15 protein-coding genes are annotated in these 16,442 nt (G+C 52.5%); 12 read left to right on the top strand and 3 right to left on the bottom strand.

Annotated elements, in window-relative coordinates; translation table 11 throughout:
- The first annotated feature begins 420 nt into the window (after nucleotides 1–420).
- Entirely contained in the window at nucleotides 421–1,044 is a 624-nt protein-coding gene (locus tag OXI60_03095) for a hypothetical protein (GenBank protein MDE0308805.1), read from the top strand.
- 24 nt (nucleotides 1,045–1,068) lie between these two features.
- On the opposite strand, the gene OXI60_03090 is transcribed toward OXI60_03095, so the two are convergent.
- From OXI60_03090 to OXI60_03080, 3 genes are read right to left on the bottom strand one after another with little or no spacing between them, the layout of a single operon-like run.
- Nucleotides 1,069–2,106, bottom strand: coding sequence for a succinylglutamate desuccinylase/aspartoacylase family protein (locus OXI60_03090; GenBank protein MDE0308804.1), 1,038 nt, complete (start codon nucleotides 2,104–2,106; stop codon nucleotides 1,069–1,071).
- Nucleotides 2,103–3,374 (bottom strand): amidase, encoded by a 1,272-nt coding sequence (locus OXI60_03085; protein ID MDE0308803.1) that lies wholly within the window; start codon nucleotides 3,372–3,374, stop codon nucleotides 2,103–2,105. Before OXI60_03085 ends, OXI60_03090 begins: the two co-directional genes overlap by 4 nt.
- A 3-nt stretch (nucleotides 3,375–3,377) precedes the next feature.
- Nucleotides 3,378–4,565 (bottom strand): DUF1116 domain-containing protein, encoded by a 1,188-nt coding sequence (locus OXI60_03080; protein ID MDE0308802.1) that lies wholly within the window; start codon nucleotides 4,563–4,565, stop codon nucleotides 3,378–3,380.
- A gap of 186 nt (nucleotides 4,566–4,751) precedes the next feature.
- Here OXI60_03080 and OXI60_03075 point away from each other — a divergent pair, with 186 nt between their 5' ends.
- The 11 genes from OXI60_03075 (at nucleotide 4,752) to OXI60_03025 (ending at nucleotide 16,442) form a co-directional block, all read left to right on the top strand.
- On the top strand, nucleotides 4,752–6,113 hold the full coding sequence (locus tag OXI60_03075; protein MDE0308801.1) for a Rieske 2Fe-2S domain-containing protein: 1,362 nt from the start codon (nucleotides 4,752–4,754) through the stop codon (nucleotides 6,111–6,113).
- Nucleotides 6,079–7,260, top strand: coding sequence for a histidinol-phosphate transaminase (locus OXI60_03070; protein MDE0308800.1), 1,182 nt, complete (start codon nucleotides 6,079–6,081; stop codon nucleotides 7,258–7,260). The genes OXI60_03075 and OXI60_03070 overlap by 35 nt, the downstream gene beginning before the upstream one ends.
- A complete protein-coding gene (locus OXI60_03065) occupies nucleotides 7,233–7,760 on the top strand; it encodes a thiamine pyrophosphate-binding protein (GenBank protein MDE0308799.1) in 528 nt (175 codons plus the stop codon). Before OXI60_03070 ends, OXI60_03065 begins: the two co-directional genes overlap by 28 nt.
- Nucleotides 7,761–7,762: 2 nt before the next feature.
- Entirely contained in the window at nucleotides 7,763–8,395 is a 633-nt protein-coding gene (locus tag OXI60_03060; GenBank protein ID MDE0308798.1) for a thiamine pyrophosphate-dependent enzyme, read from the top strand.
- A gap of 30 nt (nucleotides 8,396–8,425) precedes the next feature.
- Nucleotides 8,426–9,271, top strand: a complete 846-nt coding sequence (locus OXI60_03055) for an amino acid ABC transporter permease (protein ID MDE0308797.1) — start codon at nucleotides 8,426–8,428, stop codon at nucleotides 9,269–9,271.
- Nucleotides 9,272–9,305: 34 nt separating this feature from the next.
- Nucleotides 9,306–10,130, top strand: coding sequence for a transporter substrate-binding domain-containing protein (locus tag OXI60_03050; GenBank protein MDE0308796.1), 825 nt, complete (start codon nucleotides 9,306–9,308; stop codon nucleotides 10,128–10,130).
- Nucleotides 10,131–10,204: 74 nt separating this feature from the next.
- A complete protein-coding gene (locus OXI60_03045) occupies nucleotides 10,205–11,116 on the top strand; it encodes an amino acid ABC transporter permease (GenBank protein ID MDE0308795.1) in 912 nt (303 codons plus the stop codon).
- 23 nt (nucleotides 11,117–11,139) lie between these two features.
- The gene (locus tag OXI60_03040) at nucleotides 11,140–11,892 is read left to right on the top strand and encodes an amino acid ABC transporter ATP-binding protein (GenBank protein ID MDE0308794.1); all 753 of its coding nucleotides are present in this window, start codon (nucleotides 11,140–11,142) and stop codon (nucleotides 11,890–11,892) included.
- A 43-nt stretch (nucleotides 11,893–11,935) separates the two neighbouring features.
- Nucleotides 11,936–13,198 carry an FAD-dependent oxidoreductase gene (locus OXI60_03035; protein MDE0308793.1) on the top strand — a complete coding sequence of 421 codons (1,263 nt, stop codon included), beginning with the start codon at nucleotides 11,936–11,938 and terminating at the stop codon, nucleotides 13,196–13,198.
- 38 nt (nucleotides 13,199–13,236) lie between these two features.
- Nucleotides 13,237–13,479 carry a sarcosine oxidase subunit delta gene (locus tag OXI60_03030; protein MDE0308792.1) on the top strand — a complete coding sequence of 81 codons (243 nt, stop codon included), beginning with the start codon at nucleotides 13,237–13,239 and terminating at the stop codon, nucleotides 13,477–13,479.
- Nucleotides 13,480–13,487: 8 nt separating this feature from the next.
- The gene (locus OXI60_03025) at nucleotides 13,488–16,442 is read left to right on the top strand and encodes a 2Fe-2S iron-sulfur cluster-binding protein (protein MDE0308791.1); all 2,955 of its coding nucleotides are present in this window, start codon (nucleotides 13,488–13,490) and stop codon (nucleotides 16,440–16,442) included.

Genomic DNA, 16,442 nt, shown 5'->3' with positions numbered 1-16,442 from the left:
GCCCCCTTGCGATCGCGAGTCATACCAACGGTTTTCAGTTAACGAAAATGCCTCAAATTATGAGTCGGACGATACGACCGAGCCGCCCTGCACAGTAACTTCGCAATCCGTGATGCAGATACCAAGATAAATTGGAAATGTCAGCAGTCCTGACAGAATTCGAACGGATGCAGGAGTCGAATCTGGCTCCGTTCGTGATGCAACTGTTTGCTATACTTTCGACTGAATTCTCACTGCATATTTCTCAAATCGGCGCTGCCGGACTATCGAGATACTGTAAGGTGAGCGAAATGACGACTGCATACTCATTTTCACCAAAGTTCACCGTCGGTTCTGATTGTGAATGACAAAGTGCGAGCTTATCAACGTTTTCACTCGCGGGATGCTGCAAGGACATTGGTGAGATTTGGAGGTTAAGACATGGACCCATACAGACCTGTAAACCCTGGAAAAGTCGAATGGTCGGGAGATAATCCCGGAATTTACCTGAAACAAGATCCGGCTGGAGACTGGTCATCGCTCGGTATATATTTCAGCGTCAATCTCTCTCCACATGGAACCGGCGAGACGATGATCGTCCTGGAACAGCCGGACGATCCTTTGGGATTACCCGATGCCAATAACATTTGCCTCACCAACAATGATGAATTGACACATTACCTGATTCGGGACTACTTGTCCAAGTTCCCGTCCTTTAAGGGCCGCAAGGGACTGGATGCGATGACTTTCCGACTAATCGAAAAGGCGTACACAAGCGGTGATCTTCGTGATGAATGGATCGAAACAGTGGTGTCCGGTGATGATCTGGAGGTAACGATGGTCTGGAGTCAGCTTCAAGAACCGTTTGCCGCAGAAGTGGCAGCCGAAGCGTCGGCTACAGGTGAGCACGAGATGTACAGTGTTTTCCTAGAGGCGAAAGATGCCGCCATTTCTGTCAATGGCAAACCATTTTCAGGCTCAGTTGCAACAAGACAATTCTTCGGCAAGGAAATGAGCACCGCATTTATGGCGATTTCCGAAACCTGGCTGATTCCGGCCCGCTGACAGGGGTTTGCTGGTCGAGATCCCTTATTGCCGGTTCGACGGGTCAACCTCCAAGCCGAACATACCCAACAGTTCTCCGTGTTCCACCAGTCCCCGGTGGCAACGCATCATGGCGATACCATCGATAGGAAATCTGATTGCAGTCGGAGGCTTGGAAATATCCTCAAAGTGATGAATGTAACCTGCAACTTCGCCGGCGGTAACGTTGTCACCCGGTGTGAAACAAGGTTCGAACAGGCCTCTGTGCGGGGCATAGCTTGACTGCGACGGAGAGTTGAACTCCAGATACTTCGCGGCATGACTTCTCGGCTGCGGTTTGCCTTCAAGCACACCAAAATATCGCAGGAAGTTGTGCATACCGGCTTCCCCGGCTCTCAAAGTCTCCGGTGTGACCTGACCGCCACCACCTAGTTCCACCGAAATCATTGGAATATTGTTCCGAAGCGCACCGTTGTTGACACTTCGATCGTCGCTTAACTCACCCATCAGCCAGACAATATCAGTTCCGAATACATCAGCAAGTTCAAGATTCCGCCCAGTAAGAATCTCATCATCACCTTTCATGGCCATCGAACACGGTGTAAACCAGGCGGCCTTACCACCGGAGTGCAGGTCCAGGACCCCATCACAAACCGGCATGATCGCTGATTCCACCAGATTGGCGATCATTTCAGTCGGACCGCCGTTCGCATCACCGGGGAAGGCTCTGTTGAGATTGCCATCATCCCATGGCGATACCCTTGATCCGCGGTCGACAGCCGGAAAGTTCAATGCGGGAAGCATGATGATCCTTCCGCTCACCTCGCTCACATCAACCTGATGGAAAAACTTGAGCAAGGCCACCGGACCCTCGTATTCGTCGCCATGGACGCCACCGATCATCAGCACCGTCGGACCACTTCCATTTATGATGACCGCCGCGGGAATTGGAATGATCCCAAGTGCCAGTTCGTTATTCGAATATTTACACTTGAGTTCTCCCGAACGCTTCCCCGGTGAGACGAAATCCAATTCGGTCCAGAATCTGGTCTGATTCAGTTCGGGTCGGGAGTATTCAGTCATAACACTTGTGCAACTTTCCGGGCGTTATCGATCAGGACATCGTCCTTGTTGTAGGCACCGATGAGCTGAATGCCCAATGGTAGCTTATTGGGGCCGAAGCCTGCCGGCAAACTAATGGATGGAACCTGTAACAAAGTCCACATTCGACTGAATATCGGGTCACCGGTAGAATCTAGCCCTGAAGGTGCCTCACCCGGAGCGCTTGCAGTCAGCAGAACATCAAACTGCTCATGTACTGTCGCAAGTTTCTGTTGCCATGTCCGGGCCAGACTGCGCGCATTGATGTACTCATCGAAACTCGTCTTTCGACCCGATTCAATCAGATCCTTGATCTGATCACTCAGCAAATCATAGAACATCGTATATTCGCTATCCAGTGAACGACTGACCTCGTATGCCATAACCGTGATCTGGGCGGCGGTAAGCGCATCATCAGATGGTCCGACCTGAACCTCCTCCACATCGCAGCCATTGTGCGACAATCGCTTTGCCGTCGATTCGACGATTTCCCGTTGGTAAGGTTCAGCCTCGTTCCAGTGAGGCGTTCTAACCAGACCGACACGAAGATTTGTGAATGAATCCCGATCTTGGTCAGCTACACCAAGAAACACTTTGCGAAGCACCTGTAAATCTTCGACCTCTCGAACGAAGAAACCCAGTGAGTCCAGACTCTGGGCCAATCCACAGACTCCTTCCAAACTGAACAGTCCATGACTCGCCTTGTAACCGACCACACCGCAATAGGCAGCTGGACGGATGACTGATGCCGCAGTCTGGGAGCCGAGTGCCAATGGCAACATGAAATCCGCTACCGCCGCGGCCGATCCCATGGATGAACCGCCCGGAGTATGGGACAGGTTATGCGGATTTCGCGTTCGGCCCGGAGAGAAGTACGCAAATTCGGTTGTTTCCGTCTTTCCGGGAATGATGCAACCGGCATTCTTACACATCGTGACACAGGCCGCGTCTCGCTGAGGATATTCATCGGTGTAGATCGATGATCCCTTCGTGGTCGGGAACTCAGAGGTATCCATAATGTCCTTGATTCCGACAGGAATTCCGACAAGCGGTCCGGCGGATTGGGTTGCCCTCAGTTGAGACAGCTGATAGATCGATCGATCCTCATCAAAATGTGTAAAGGCAAGCACCTCGCGGTGACGCAGATGAATCCGCGCAAAACAGTCCGCAAGGAGTTCATTCGGGCTGATCTCATCCCGGGCAATCATGTCGCTTGCAACTTTAAGCGACAATTCATTGAGTGTAGTCACGGTTCAGTCCAAATGTTTTGAAATCGTATCGAAAACGTCGGGAGGATAACGGAAAATACCGCCGCCCAGACGTCCTGCAATACCATCTCTGTCAAGAATTCCCAGAGCGACGACAGGAGTCCGTCGCGTTGCTTGAACAGCACGCGCACTCATCCCAACACGTATACCGAGGTCAGTGAAACCAGAATGAACTTTCGGCAAGAGCAATCCTGGCAGTTCAAATGCGTCGTCCGGTACGAACCCCTCAAATGCTTTTTGTTGGTCAGGTGCGTAGGAAAGTGCCATGGCACCGAAACCTGCGGCGTCAACAATTGCACTGTCGCCAATCGCTCCAAGTGCCCGATCCGGTGCGTATTCACCAATGTCTCCGCTGGGCGGTGCGGAAGACCCGACAAACCACTTCCCGGCAATACCTGCAATCTGAAATCCAAACTCAACTCCGTTCGCACCAGCGGCGGTAATCAGACTGCTGTCTTGCGTGTCTGCCCCTCCTGACAGCATGCACTTGCATGCAGCCATCCAGAGATTCAGAAAAAACATGGGGCTTTGCCGGAGAAACTCATGCACTGTCGGGTAAGATTCAATCTGCGGTCGCCATTCGCCCAATAAATATCCGGTACCGGCAATTGTTCTTCCGTGACAGTCATCTCCGCTTTGCAGTGCACGGACACCGATCGGGATCAGATCGATATCCTGGGAATGTACCGACGCGATCGCATCCATGAATTCACCGTTCAGCCAGCGAAAGTGAGAGATGACGTCATCGCTGAACTGCCCAAGTCGCATTGCCGGTCCACTACCTCCATTCAAGGGGGCGTAAGCCGCTGGAGCCCTGCCAGCCGCATCAACAATCTCATGCAGCCACATTGAGCTGGACACCACACCCGCAAGCGGAACCACAACAGCATGGTCCTGGGCAGGTTTCAGGACCACTTCTCCTGACAGAATCTGTTTTCGAGCCTCCGAGAAATCTGTTGCGACTCCTTCAAAGACAAGTGCAGCTCCAGCTGAGTTCAGAATCGGTTTGGGAATATTCGATGGCGACGAAAATGCCGGACCAGCATGTAACAAAACGTTGGGATCGATGCCTGGTACGTCCCGTGCCTGCCGATGATCGCACAACGTCGGACGGACTGAATGAACTTTTCTCAGCGCTTCGGAATCTGAAGGGCAAACAATCGCGTCATTCATCCCAACTCACAATGGGTATCCATAGGTTGAAAAAATACGATAATCCGGAAATATAATTCGCTGCAACGACCAGCCAAAATCAATTATAACCGTGCATTCGCGTTCTTATAATGAATCAAACGTCTTATTTTCATCAATCCCGCTGTACTGATTGCCCGGTGATTACCTGACAAGGCAGACTCCTTCATGACGAACAAAGTTCAACAAACGCGTTGGTCGCGAAAAGCTTTCGATGGCTATTCGATTCGTAATCAGTTGGACCCTGATCCGGAATTCCTGCATGTGGGGCCGTCAACCCCTTGTGGGGAATATCTGAGACGATTCTGGCATCCGGTCGCAATGTCGTCCCAATTGAACAATGCGACACCGGTCGCGATTCGGATTTTGGATGAGGATCTGGTCATATTCCGGGATCTCAGCGGGCAGGTCGGACTGCTGCATCGTCATTGCGCCCATCGGCGGGCGTCTTTGGAATTCGGACGCATCGAACAGCGGGGGATCCGCTGTTGCTATCACGGTTGGCACTTTGATGTTGATGGTACCATTCTGGACACCCCTGGCGAGCCGGAAGACAGCAAAATCCGTTACGAGATCTGTCAGGGGGCATATCCGACCCGTGAGTACCAGGGGCTGATATTCGCATATATGGGACCACCGGATGAAATGACCGAATTTCCATTCATGGACTCCATGGCAATTCCAGATCATGACCTTGTCCCCTACTCCATTCACTCTCCGAACAACTGGTTGCAGGAAACTGAAAATGCCATTGATCCGTTTCACAGTGTATTTCTGCATGGCAGGATAAGCGGGCCGCAGTTTCCCGGTCTGGAGCACTTTACTGAATTGCCAGTTGTCGTGTATCGAGCGCGACCGGAAGGGATTCTCTACGCTCATGCCCGACGAACGGGAGATCTAGTGCGCCTGCGATTTCACGATTACCTGTTGCCGAATCTGGCTCAGAACGGTGGCATGTTCCAAGTGATGGACAAGCCGAAAATTTTCGGCCGCACCAGTCTGACAAAATGGGTTGTTCCGCTCGATGATACCAACAGCCGAAAGTTCGGTTGGCGTCACTTCAACGATAAGGACGAGGTGCTTCGCCAGGGAAGTCGCGAGAATGTCGGCTGGGAGACTGTGGACTTCTACGGACAGACCGGACATCGATCATACGATGAGCGCCAGGGCAACCCGGGCGACTGGGACGCCTGGACCAGTCAAGGCCCGATGAATGTTCACAAGCGTGAATATCTGGGCAGTACCGACAAGGGTGTCGCCATGCTTCGTGCCCGGTTGAGAAAGGACATACGGGCTGTCGCGGATGGCAAGTCTGTCAACCGGATCACGGGCACCCGGCAAACGCCCTTCAGAACCTATGGTGGAGACACAGTTCTATCATTGCCCCAATTTGAGAATGACAGCAAATACATCGAGGATGTCATGAATCGCGTAATGGATGTGTACGAACAGTCGGAGAAATGTTCGTCCGCTGAGAGAATCGATTACATCAAACATGAAATCGCACTTAGATACCCAGAAGCTGTCTGAATCACAAAGCGGTGTGAGACCACACGCAGGTCTCGGCAGAATCAAGCCACACATGGTCATCGAGAGTTCGGCTGACTTGCCGACAATACATATTGATATTTCCTCGAATGAAAGTGTATATGGGCCCAGTCAGTCCGCGATCTCGGCCGTCAGAAAGCAAAGCGGGTCGATGTATCGCTATGCCAGTGACGCAGTCCGGGAACTGACTGCTCAGATTGCCAGGACTCATGGGATCGACCCGGACGGAATTGTCTGTGGACATGGGTCTGATGATCTGCTGCTTCGAATCGCGCAGTCGTTTCTGCAACCTGACGATGAACTGATATGCAGTGTCAACGGATATCAGAGAATCCCAAACTTTGCCCATACGGCAAACGCCAAACCGATCAGAGCGGCGGATCGGGAATTCACGGCTGACATCGATCGAATCGTGGAGTGCGTGAACGACAGAACCCGAGTAGTCATGCTGGCCAACCCGGACAACCCGAGCGGAACGTGCCTGCCTGGAAAAGAAGTTCGGCAGTTGCACGCTCGCCTTCCAGACAATGTGCTGCTGGTACTGGATTCAGCTTATCTGGAGTATGTCGATTTACCAGCGTTTGAAGACCCGAAGTTTCTGATCGAAGAATCAGGGAATGTGGTCATGACCAGGACATTTTCAAAGATTCACGGACTTGCCGGACTTCGCTTGGGGTGGATGTATGCGGCACCCGAGGTGGCTGTCGCAGTGAGGAAGATCGGAATGACATTCCCACTTTCCAACGTTGCATACAGCGCCGGCATGGCTTCACTTGATGACTTGTCGCATTCAGAGTTCGTATACCGACAAAACCGAAGCGTGCGAACTGAATTTGCCGGCGGGCTCACCCAACTCGAGCTTGAGGTCATTCCAAGCCAGACCAATTTTGTGCTTGTGAGGTTTCCGCATTCTAGCCATACTGCGCAAAAGGCGTACGAGTTCCTTCGTTCTCAAGGAATACTTGCAAGACGTCTGATGTCCGAATCGTTCACGGAATACTTGCGATTCACATTGGGCACCCCTGAGCAGATGAATGAAGTTCTGGATACACTGGAATTGTTTTTCGACCGACAACGCTCTCGTTCCGAGACACCTGATCGGTGTCTATCGACATCCGTGCGATCGTGAAGGGTTCGTCAATCATCTCCGCTCTGGATCAAGCCGGCGTACGCACAGTCGTCGCACTTCCTGACATTGTGACCTGCTCCGGACTGTTGTGGCCACTCAGCAAACACTCGAATTTCAGACTGATTTCAGTGTGCAAGGAAGACGAGGGGGTTTCAATTTGCGCCGGACTTTCGTATTGCAACCAGCGTTCGGCACTCCTGATTCAGCACACGGGCTTTCTGGATTCGATCAATGCGATCCGGGTCATTGCTGTTGAATACCAACTGCCGATTGTGATGCTGGTCGGCTTGCAGGGGATGGAGCCTGACGGGAGAGACCCTTCTGAGTCCGCACAATTCGGAGTTCGAATCGTACAACCCATATGTGAAGCGATGAACCTGACAACTCATCTGCTGAACGACTATGCGTCCGTCGGGACTTTGTCTGCCGGAATCGGCCGGGCTTACGAGCTTTCACAGCCCGTTGTCTTTCTGATTGCACAACACCCATCAGCTGACTAGTCATGCTGAAACGGGATGATGCACTGAAAGCGCTGGCCGCACAGTACGCGGATGGTATTGCCGTAGGTGCGTACCAGGGTCTTTTCGATTGGATGCAAATTCGTCCAGACCCCTTGAACTATCTGTGCACCGGTGCCATGGGTCAGGCCTCATCCCACGGTCTTGGGATCGCATTGGGTGCGCCGGACGAGAAGGTCGTGATACTTGACGGCGATGGAAGTCTGTTGATGAACCTCGGCAGCCTGTTCACCATCGGACATGCGGCACCGAAAAATCTGGTGCACTTTGTCTTGCATAATCGTACCTATGAGGCGAATGGTGAGTTTCCGGTTTTGGGGTCAAAGGTGATCCAGTTTGAGGAATTGGCACAGATCGCAGGTTACAGACATTCTTTCGCTTTCAGCGATATTGCAGAATTCAAGTCCATGATCAAGCATATACTTGGGCTAAAAGGTCCTGTATTCGTAAACCTTCACGTTGAGCCTGGAGAGCCTTATCCCCGTGACTATAAAGTCATTCACAGTCTGGAGTCCCGAACGAGATTCCGCGATGCCCTGCACGCCAGATTGTTCGCAAGGCAACAAGGCGACGGGGCATCGCACAGAACACCACAATCGACGACCGACGATGCATGACATGAAGCAGATGGAAATCCAGTACCGAAGATGATTTTCAAGAAAAGTCAGAACGTTCCGAATCACCGGCCGCCGCCGCCGAGACCGGGCCTTTTGTTTACGCGCAAGTCGCCCCTCATCGATATCGCACAGTTGACGGTAGTTATCGCGCTGGTCAGCTGGGTAATCTTTAAGGGTGCCCAGGCGATGCAATACAACTGGCAATGGTATCGGGTGGATCAATTCATCTACCGGATAGTGGATGGCGAATTCATCCAAGGCCGCCTGATCGACGGATTGATCGTGACTTTCGAAATCACGATATTCAGCCTGGTGCTGTCGGTGACGATCGGACTGATCACTGCGCTTCTTCGCATGTCCAACTCGTTTTCCGGTAAACTGCTTGCGAACATCTATCTGGAACTCATCCGAAACACGCCCCTTCTTGTCCAGCTTTTCCTGTTTTACTTTATCGTCGCCCCGATCGTCGGTATTGACCGGTTCTGGACCGGTGTACTCTGTCTGAGTTTCTTTGAGGGTTCCTTTGCAGCCGAAATCATCCGGGCCGGAATTCAGTCGGTTCCAAAGGGGCAGACCGAAGCCAGCAATGCGCTCGGTTTTACCCGGATTGACCGTTTCCGTTACATCGTACTTCCTCAGTCCGTCCCTTTGATACTCCCGCCGATGACTGGCTTGATCATCAATCTGATCAAGCACTCGGCGATTGTGAGTGTCATAGCCGTGGCCGACCTCACCACGGAAGGTTTGAACATTATTTCGGAGACCTTCATGGCCTTCGAGATCTGGTTCACTGTTGCCGCAATTTATCTTGTGGTAACGGTGTCTTTATCGTTGTTTGTCTCCTGGCTCGAGTCTAGAGCTGCAAGAGGCAGGTAACTTGATACCTCACTATTCATGGAGACTGAAATCGATGAAAATTAAAACAATTTTTACCGCAATTGCGGCTGCAGCGTTGATCGCATTTTCCGGATTGGCCGGTGCCAGTTCCCAGGAACTTTCGGCAGACAGCGTACTGGAAGAAGTCAAGAAACGCGGTGTTCTTCGCGTAGGGATGTCGACTTTCGTGCCCTGGGCAATGCGTGACAAGCAAGGAGACCTGATTGGATTTGAAATTGACGTCGCGACCAAGGTTGCCGAAGATATGGGAGTCCAGGTCGAGTTCGTGCCGACAGCATGGTCCGGAATCATCCCGGCACTGATCGCTCGCAAATTCGATGTGATCATCGGCGGCATGTCAATCACACCCGGACGCAACCTGACGGTGAACTTCACTGCTCCTTACGCGCACTCGGGTCAACAGATGGTTGCGAATAAGGCTCTGGCTGACGGATTTTCTGTCCAGGACTTCAACTCATCTGATGTGACCATCTCGTGTCGCCGCGGCGCAACACCGTGCAATGTGGCGCAGAAGATGTTCCCCGAAGCCAGCGTGAGCAGATTTGACGACGATGCGCAGGCATTTCAGGAAGTTGTCAATGGCAATTCCCACGCGATGATCTCAAGTGCGCCGAAACCGCGTTTTTGGATGAGCAGATATCCTGAAAAACTGTTCATGCCGACCGAGGACAACCTCACGACCGGTGATGAGGCATTTGCATTGCGTAAGGGCGACCCTGACGCGTTGAACTTCTTCAGCAACTGGATATTGGTCAACACCAGTAATGGTTGGCTGAAGGAGCGTCACGATTTTTGGTTCACGACCCAGACTTGGGCGGACCAGATAGAGGAACAGTAAGCATCTGTACAGTCGGGAACTTCCCCGATCTGCAATCGGGGAAGTTCCGCCGACATTGATGAAGCAGCACCGCCATGCCTGAGAATCGACCACCTCCGATACTGAAAAAGCAAAAGCGAGTCACTTGGCTTGATATCACTGTGATCAGCATCGTGACCGCGGTTCTTATCGCAACCTATTATCGGGTCGAGCATGTCTTGGTCTACCAATGGAACTGGGGGCTGATTTTCGAATACTTCATCAGGATTGACGAAGTAACCGGAGACATCCTGCCCAACCTGTTCCTGAAAGGGGTCGCCATGACACTCAGGCTGGCATTCTGGGGCACCATTATTGCAGCCGTCATCGGAATCGTGATGGGCCTGTGTCGGGTGAGCAATAACCTGTTTCTTAAAATCGGCAGCCGTCTTTATGTCGAATTGATCCGTAATATCCCGCCCGTCGTATTCATTTTTGTCTTCTATTTCTTCATCAGCAGCCAAATCATCCCGTTGCTGGGCTTGGACAATCTTGCGTACACAGCATCGCCGGGCACCATCGCCGTACTGGAAGCGCTATTCGGACCGATTGAGCTTTTTTCCAACTTTCTTGCCGGACTGATCTGCCTGGCAGTTTTTGAAGGTGCGTACATAACGGAAATCGTACGGGCCGGCATCCAATCGATCGGCAAAGGGCAGTGGGAAGCAGCCCGGGCAGTCGGACTTTCAAGGTTTTTTGTCCTGCGTGATGTCATACTGCCACAGGCACTGAAAACAATTCTTCCGCCGTTGGCCGGTCAATTCATCATTCTGGTCAAGGATTCAAGCATTGTTTCGCTGATTTCCGTCCAGGAGCTGACATTTCTGACGCAGGACGTCTCGAATACAACAACACACTTTTTCGAGTCATGGATGCTGACCGCAGCACTCTACTTCATGATGTGCTTTCCGTTGGCGATATTGTTCCAGCGCTTCGAGCGGGTAGGAATGGGAATTCAGAAACATTAGGCGTTTTTTTAAGGGAAATAACCATGAACAATTCCGAAGTAAATCATTTTCTTCAAATCAAGGGACTCGGCAAGTGGTTCGGTCAGTTCTGCGCCCTTTGGGACATCAATCTGGAAGTGCATACGGGTGAGCGGGTTGTAGTCTGCGGACCGTCAGGATCTGGAAAGTCAACGATGATTCGCTGCATCAATCTGCTTGAGACGTTCGAGGCCGGTGAGATTCTGATTGATGGAGAGAAAGTTGTCAATGAGCCGAAGAAAATGCTGATTGTTCGACGCAAAGTCGGCATGGTGTTTCAGAACTTCAACCTGTTCCCTCACATTACGGTATTGCAGAACCTGATGCTGGGACCCATTCGGAATCTGAAGGTTTCAAAGAGCGAAGCGGAAGAAACGGCGATGAAATATCTGGAAAAAGTCCGGATACCCGAACAGGCTCAAAAATATCCGAGCCAGCTCTCCGGTGGCCAGCAGCAACGTGTGGCCATAGCACGCGCCCTGTGCATGGATCCTGAAATGATGCTTTTTGACGAACCCACTTCCGCACTCGATCCGGAAATGATTTCCGGTGTGCTGGACATCATGGTGGAACTGGCTGAAGGCGGAATGACGATGATTGTCGTGACCCATGAAATGGGCTTCGCCAAGGAGGTCGCCGACACCATGGTATTCATGGACCACGGAGAGATCGTTGAAATCGCCCCACCTGATGAATTCTTCACCAACCCGAAGAGCGATCGTTCCGAACTGTTTCTAGGTCAGATTCTCTCACATTGATACTGGCCCTGTTGTTCAACCGCGCACGGCCGGAAAGATTGCCATGAAGCCCAGGCAACGCTACTCTCTCGGTGCGCTGGCGAAAGGAGCTTTTCACAACCACCGGAAATGGGACAGAGCCTGGCACAGCCCTCCCCTGCAACCGGAATATGACGTTGTCATCATCGGTGGCGGTGGCCACGGACTCGCAACCGCATACTATCTTGCCAGAAACCACGGAATTCGCAAGATTGCGGTATTGGAGAAAAACTGGATAGGCGGCGGCAATAGCGGACGAAACACCGCAGTCATCCGTTCCAACTATCTGCGCGAGGACAGCATTCGATTTTTTGACAAGTCACTGCAGCTGTACGAGACCCTGAGTCGCGATCTGAATTACAACATCATGTTCAGTCAAAGAAGTGAGGTTGACGTTCTGCTCACCAACACCAGCATGCGCAACATGCGACGTCGTTCTCTGAATATGAGCCTGCAGGGAGTGGAATTCAGGATGCTGAGCGCCGATGAGGTGAGAAGCAGAATTCCAGCCTTGGCACCGATGCGAGAGTGTCGTTTACCGATTCTGGGCGGCTCAGTACAGCAAAGGGCTGGTATTGCCCGGCATGATGCGATCGTCTGGGGATACGCACGCGCTGCGAGCGCATACGGTGTCGATATCATCCAAAACATCTCGATCAACGCAATCCGCCGTGCCGCTGATGGCGCTGTATCCGAACTTGATACGGATCACGGTCCGATCAGAGCCAGCAAGATCGCGACTGTGGCCGGCGGTGAGAATTATTCCGTCGCGCAGATGGCGGGGATTCGCCTGCCGCTGCAGACGTTCAATCTGCAAGCCTTTGTATCCGAGCCGATCAAACCAGTACTGGATGTTGTCGTCAATTGCCCGGACTTGCAGGTCTATCTCAGCCACTCAGATAAAGGTGAGCTCGTAATCGGAGGGATAACCGACGCGCAGCAAATCTCCTTTCGCCGCGGCGGCAAACTTGCTGTTCTGGACAGCACGGTATCCGGCCTGCTGGAACTTTTTCCGACATTTCGACGACTCAAGCTTCTTCGTCAGTGGGGAGGCGCCTTGGAATTCGCGCGCGATGGCAGTCCCATTGTCTCAAAAACATCGATCAAGGGATTTTATGTCAGTGCTGGCTGGTGGGGCGGCTTCAAGGCAATTCCGGCAGGCGGTCTGACATTGGCACACACGATTGCGGAAGATGAGCCGCACCCCCTTTCCGCCTGCTACAGACTGAACCGTTTCGATACGTTGAACTTTCTGATGGAAGGCGGGACAACCGTCCCGATTCACTGACAGGAATTCCACATGGCGCTGAACAGTCATCCTTGGTCATGTTGCTGATCCATTGTCCCTGGTGCGGTTCACGCGCCGAATCCGAATTTCACTGCAACGGCGAGGTTCGTCCAACAAGACCGGATGCGTCATCGATGAATGATCAGCAGTGGGTGGACCACATCTGTGATCGGTTGAACTTCAAAGGATGGATCGAAGAGGACTGGTGTCACTCCAAAGGTTGCGGAGAGTGGTTTCGACTGCGTCGGAATGTGGTGACACACGAGGTGGAGCAGGACTGACGAACCCCATGTCCAACCGATTCAACAGACTTCCTGACGGAGGTCTCATAGACCGCAACCAAACAATCGAATTCGTATTCAACGGTCGAAAGCACACCGGCTTTCAGGGTGACACGCTGGCAGCCGCCCTGCTTGCCAACGGTATAGATGTCGTTTCCCGTAGCTTCAAATATCATCGGCCGCGCGGTTTTCGTGCGTTAGGTCATGCTGATGTATCTTCGATGGTTCAGATTCATGGTGATGAGGACGCCCCAAACATGCTTGCCAGTACTGTACCTCTTTCAGAGGGTCTGACCGCAACATCCGTCAATTGCTGGCCCAGTGTGAAATTCGACATGGGAGCCGCACTCAGCCTGCTCTCACCTATCATTCCAGCTGGCTTCTACTACAAGACATTCATGTGGCCCCATTGGCACCTGTTTGAGCCGTTCATCAGAAAGGCAGCCGGTTTCGGTCATGCCCCCAAGTCAATCCCTTCGCGACCTCACGCCAGCGGCTATGACCACTGCGACATTCTGGTCGTTGGAGCAGGACCTGCTGGCCTGTGTGCCGGACTCGCAGCTTCGAGATCTGGCGCCAGGGTGATTCTGGCCGACGAAATGCTTCAGCCCGGTGGCAGTCTGCTGGGCAGTTGTGCAGCTATCGATGGCAAATGCGTCACAGCATGGCTATCGGAAGTCGTCGCGGAACTCGATGCCAACCCAAATGTGACCCGACTGCAAGACGCAACCGTGTGGGGATATCTCGAAGGTAACCACGCGGTGATTTCTGAGCGGTCCCCGGAGCCGGAAAACATACTTCGGCGCAGTCGCAGAGTATGGGCGAAACAGGTGATTGTTGCTACCGGAGCGGTTGAACGCCCGATCGTATTCGAAAACAACGATCGACCGGGTGTGATGCACGCATCGGCAGTTTCATCCTACATACGAAACCATGCGATCAAGATGGGACGCAAAGCCGTCTTGTTTACCAACAACAATTGTTCGTACCGTACCATTTCCGACCTGAAACATGCCGGCATATCAATCGCAGCAGTGGTTGATGTCAGATCCCGCGTCGATGACAACGTGCGGGGAATCGTGCCGCAAGATGCTGCGTTTTATCCGGACAGCGTCATCCAGAAGGTTCAAGGAGGGCATAGAGTGACCGCAGTGGCAATACACTCCCGGACGACCGGAAGTTTCAATACCAGCTTGGATTGTGATCTGGTATGTGTGTCAGGTGGTTGGAATCCGAACGTGCATCTGTTTTCACAATCCGGAGGGCGACTTCAATACAGTGAGCGGATCCATGGATTCGTCCCAGCTGAGCCGCTGCAGAATACTCTGGCCGCGGGAGCCGTTTGCGGCCACCTCAACCTTAACGACAGTATCCAGGATGGTCTGCTGGCGGGAAAGATTGCTGCCACAACACTTGGATTTCAGGATCCGACTCTGCCAAGCTACCAGGTCGATGCTCCTTTCGATATTGACTATGGCATCGAGGAATACTGGAGTGTACCGACCGACAACCGACGCGGCAAAGCGTTTGTCGACCTTGCCGGAGACGTCACTGTCCATGATCTGCATCTCGCGCTGCGAGAAGGATACGAAAGCATTGAGCATCTGAAACGCTATACAACCACCGGCATGGGGCTGGACCAAGGGAAGACCGCCAATGTGAACGCAATCGGTATCGCCGCAAAACATCTGGGAATCAGCATTGGGGAACTCGGAACAACAACATTCCGACCGCCATACACTCCGATTGAATTCGGTGAATTCGCTGGCAGCTGCCGCGAAGATGCTGTGCTGCCTTACCGCTTTACACCGATGACTGAGTGGCACAAGTCAGCTGGAGCCGTCATGTTTGAAGCGGGTGCGCGATGGATTCGCCCAAGCTATTATCCACATCCCGGTGAATCCATGGACCAAGCTATACAAAGGGAATGTCGGGCGGTTCGGGAAGGCGTCGCCATCTATGACGGTTCTCCCCTCGCAAAGTTTGCGCTTCAGGGGCCGGGCACCGAAACCCTGCTGGACCTGATGTACACGAATTCATTCGAGAACCTGCCAATTCAACAAGGAAGATACGGCATCATGCTGCACGAGGATGGTCGTATCTTCGACGACGGCGTGACTTTCCGACTGGGTGACGAGGAATATCTCATGTCTGGAGCAACCGGGAACGGAGCTCTTCTGGAAGCTCGATTGGACAGTTTTATCAATGTGGAGCGTCCAGACCTGAATGTCCTCTTTACGCCCGTGACAAGTCAATGGGCGAACGCAACCGTATGCGGACCCCTGGCCAGGACTTTACTCGAGCGCATCGAATCGAATATTGATTTCAGCGCCGACGCGTTCCCATTCATGCATATGCGCGAGGGAGTGTTCGCAGGCATGCCGGTTCGGGTTTTCAGGGTCAGCTTCACCGGAGAACTAAGTTTCGAAATCAATACCCCGGCGCGCTACGGACTTGATCTTTGGATCCATCTGATGAATGCAGGCGAACCATACCAGATCTGTCCGATAGGCTCTGAAGCCAACCATGTTCTTCGAGTGGAAAAGGGATTTATATCGCTTGCGCATGAGGTGGACGGAACAATAGATCCGTACGATCTTGGCATGGGGTGGATTGTTTCCAAAAGGAAATCAGACTTTGTCGGTATGAAAGCGATGCAGATCCGACGAAAAGGTGATGACAGCCGGCAGCATCTGATCGGACTTTTACCAGCTCATTGCGGTGAACCGCCGCCTGAGGGCGCTCCACTGGTCTCAGCAAAAGATGCAACCCGCTCCGAAGGATTTGTATCGGCGGGTGTCTGGAGCCCGGTTCTCAATCGCAGCATTGCCTTGGGGCTACTGGTCAATGGTCGCGAACGGTTGAATGAGACTGTCTATATCAATGCATACGGAAAAATCATACCTGCAGTTGTGTGCGAACCGAGATTCTATGATCCAGACGGCGCGAACATGAGGATGTAG

Source organism: Acidiferrobacterales bacterium (assembly GCA_028820695.1).
Taxonomy (GTDB): domain Bacteria; phylum Pseudomonadota; class Gammaproteobacteria; order Arenicellales; family JAJDZL01; genus JAJDZL01.
This window is presented reverse-complemented; position numbering and strand designations above follow the sequence as displayed.